Genomic DNA, 2,671 nt, shown 5'->3' with positions numbered 1-2,671 from the left:
CCAGAGCTGGGGCACCTGACTCACCGGAGGGAATACCGGCCACGGCGGTTTGACCCGGTCGGCCAGGGTAATCGGAGTCCGGGCCGGGGCCGGAGGCTGCAATACCAAGGTTGGGGGAGTGGTAAGGGGTAGATCGGTTTCGTTTAGCAACTGCTGGGCCTGGCGGGTTGCCACAGCTGCCAGTTCCAGCCTCCCCGCTGAAGTGGAGACGGCTCCCTGCATCGGTTTTAGCCAGAGCTGCTGCTTCGAGTATTGATTTTTAACCGCTATCGCAGCCGGCCCTGACAAAGCAACGATATGGTCGTCCCTATCAATGGTCACTGCGCCATCCCCCCGACTGATGTCGATCACGGCGGTAGGGGTCAAGAGTTGGAGCCCCCCGGCCGCTGGCGATGGAGCCACCAGGAAACGTAACCTGCCTGCCGCTGCCTTGATGATCAATTGGTCCAAAGCCGCATTTTTTCCCCTGCTGCCATCTAGCACTTCCATCCTGGTATTGGAGTTCAAAAAAATAACCCGACCCGGTGAAAAGAAAATTTTCGCCTTACCACCCGCTAAAGTATGGACGGAAGTTCCGGCAGGGGTAGGATCTAATAGTTTCGCCGGCCGGAAATCCTCTCCTGGTGCCGCCCGCAACTGAACATTGCCTTCCAGGCCGATCACCTCGGCATTTACCACATTTCCAGAAATTGACATTGTTAAGGTAATTAAAACCGCTAGCCATAATAGCCTGGTCAGGGTATGAGCGGCTTTATGAGATATTATCGGCATCTTCAGCCCCTAATCAGAAAAAGTCATAGGTTAATGAGACCTTAAAAAGGTGGCGATCGTATTGGTAACCTTTTTGAGTCGACCGCTGGGTATTATAACCATAACCCAGCCACAAGGCCAGGTCGGACCGCAGCGGCTTTTTCAGCAAGAGTTGCACCTGGTAAAAATTATCCCTTCTTTTTTCTTGGAGGTTTTCATCATAATTATCAAAATCGGTATGGGCATACTCCAGAATCGCCCACCAGGATAGATTCCAGGGTAAAAAGACTACGCTATTGATGGTCCCGCGCACGGTTCGAGCCGGAACGTAAAGTCCCCGTCCCAGATCTCTTTCAAAAGCGGCGCCGAACCTGAATATTCCGATGTCAGGTAATAATATGCCCTGATAGAGGCCGATCTGATGTAACCAGCCGTTACGTTTGTATTCTGAGCCCACCCCGTAATGGAATTGCCGATTCCAGGCCTGATAAATCAGTTCCCCGACCAGCCATTTGGTCTCCGGCCAATTTATGGTCAAACCATAGATATGAAAGGTCGTAAATTCCTCAGCGCTATATAAGGTATAGTCATAACCCACCAGAGGCTGGAGCAGAATCGGTCCGGCCTTAAAATTGACAAAGGCATCGGCCCGGGTATTGAACCAGTTCCAGTTGTCCAGCCAGGTGTGTTGATGATAGGAAGTATTGAGACGCAGTCCCAGGTTATAATTAGGACGGAGCAGGGGATAATACTCTAAACGCCCGCCCAGCCGACCGGCCCAATCCACATGACTGCCTTTCTTCCGTTGGGCTCTGGGCTGGAGATCGCGCTCGGCTTGCAGAGCCACGTTAGAGTCGTATTCCAGACCCGCCAATAATTCGAGACGAAAAGGTTGGGGGCGGACATCCTTAGGAACCAAGGTAATTTTTTCATAAGGTTTGAAATTATTAGCATATTCGGGGCTCAAGCGGTAGCCGTGGGAAAACTCCTGTTGGGCGCGCTGAGGCTGACCCAGTTGTAGCGCGCATAATCCCAAATAATATCTTGTTAGTCCGTCATTAGGATCCTGTTGCCGGGCCAGGGTGAGGGTATCTTGGGCCTGTTGATATTGGCCCAGGAAGTATTGGCTGATTCCTAAATAAACCCGGCCACGTTTGATTTGGGGATCGAGATAAAGGGCAGTCCGAAAGGCCCGATAGGCATCCTGGTATTCCTGCCGGGCCAGGTAACAGAGCCCCAAGGCCTGTTGGATGGCTGCATTTTGGGGGTCCAGGACGGCTGCTTGGGCAAGTAAATCCCTGGCTTCGGCATAGTTCTCAGCCAGGTACGCCTGGGTTCCCTGGGCAAAAAGATTTTCGGCGGCAATCGAGGCCAGCGCCGGGAGACGGAAAAGACCAAAGAGGAAAAGATAAGCAAGACATAAACAGCAAAAAATTCTTTTGCCCCCTGGAAAGGCATAGGGCAGAGGTAATTCTCTGCTGGTCAATTTCCAAATTGTCATCAGAATTCAATTCCTCAGAAATATACGGCTTATAAATACCCACTATGCAATAAATGCTCACGGTTTACAAGCAAATTTTTAATCTGTGACATCGAATTTCGGGGCTGGTTTTCAATTATGACCAGGATAGACCAGGGATAATGGTAGCCGAGGTGGGACAATCGCGAAACAGCAACTGGGCCAAGAACAGCTGGGTCCCTTTCTAATCTCAAATTAACCTCTTTTATGGCTCTAACAGGCTGTTGAAAAACTCTTTACTTGAGACCCCCAAAAAGTGCTGTCCTTAGAGCCCAAAAGGTGCTATACTCAAGGATAACAACACCTTATACGGAGGCAGCGACTAGGCGCGGTGACGATGTGCAACAGCAAGCAATGTTCAGCTACCTTTCTCCGGAAGCTCGGGTGCCCCAGGACCATCGG

2 protein-coding genes are annotated in these 2,671 nt (G+C 51.1%); both read right to left on the bottom strand.

Annotated features, from left to right (window positions below):
* Positions 1-771: FecR domain-containing protein (locus JRG72_11700; GenBank protein ID MBW2135868.1), on the bottom strand; the 771-nt coding region annotated here is incomplete at its 3' end.
* A gap of 13 nt (positions 772-784) precedes the next feature.
* Positions 785-2,251, bottom strand: a complete 1,467-nt coding sequence (locus JRG72_11695) for a tetratricopeptide repeat protein (GenBank protein MBW2135867.1) — start codon at positions 2,249-2,251, stop codon at positions 785-787.
* Positions 2,252-2,671: the final 420 nt, after the last annotated feature.

Source organism: Deltaproteobacteria bacterium, assembly GCA_019309545.1.
Lineage (GTDB): Bacteria > Desulfobacterota > Desulfobaccia > Desulfobaccales > Desulfobaccaceae > Desulfobacca_B.
The sequence above is the reverse complement of the archived record's forward strand: the minus strand, read 5'-3'. Positions and strand labels throughout refer to the sequence as shown.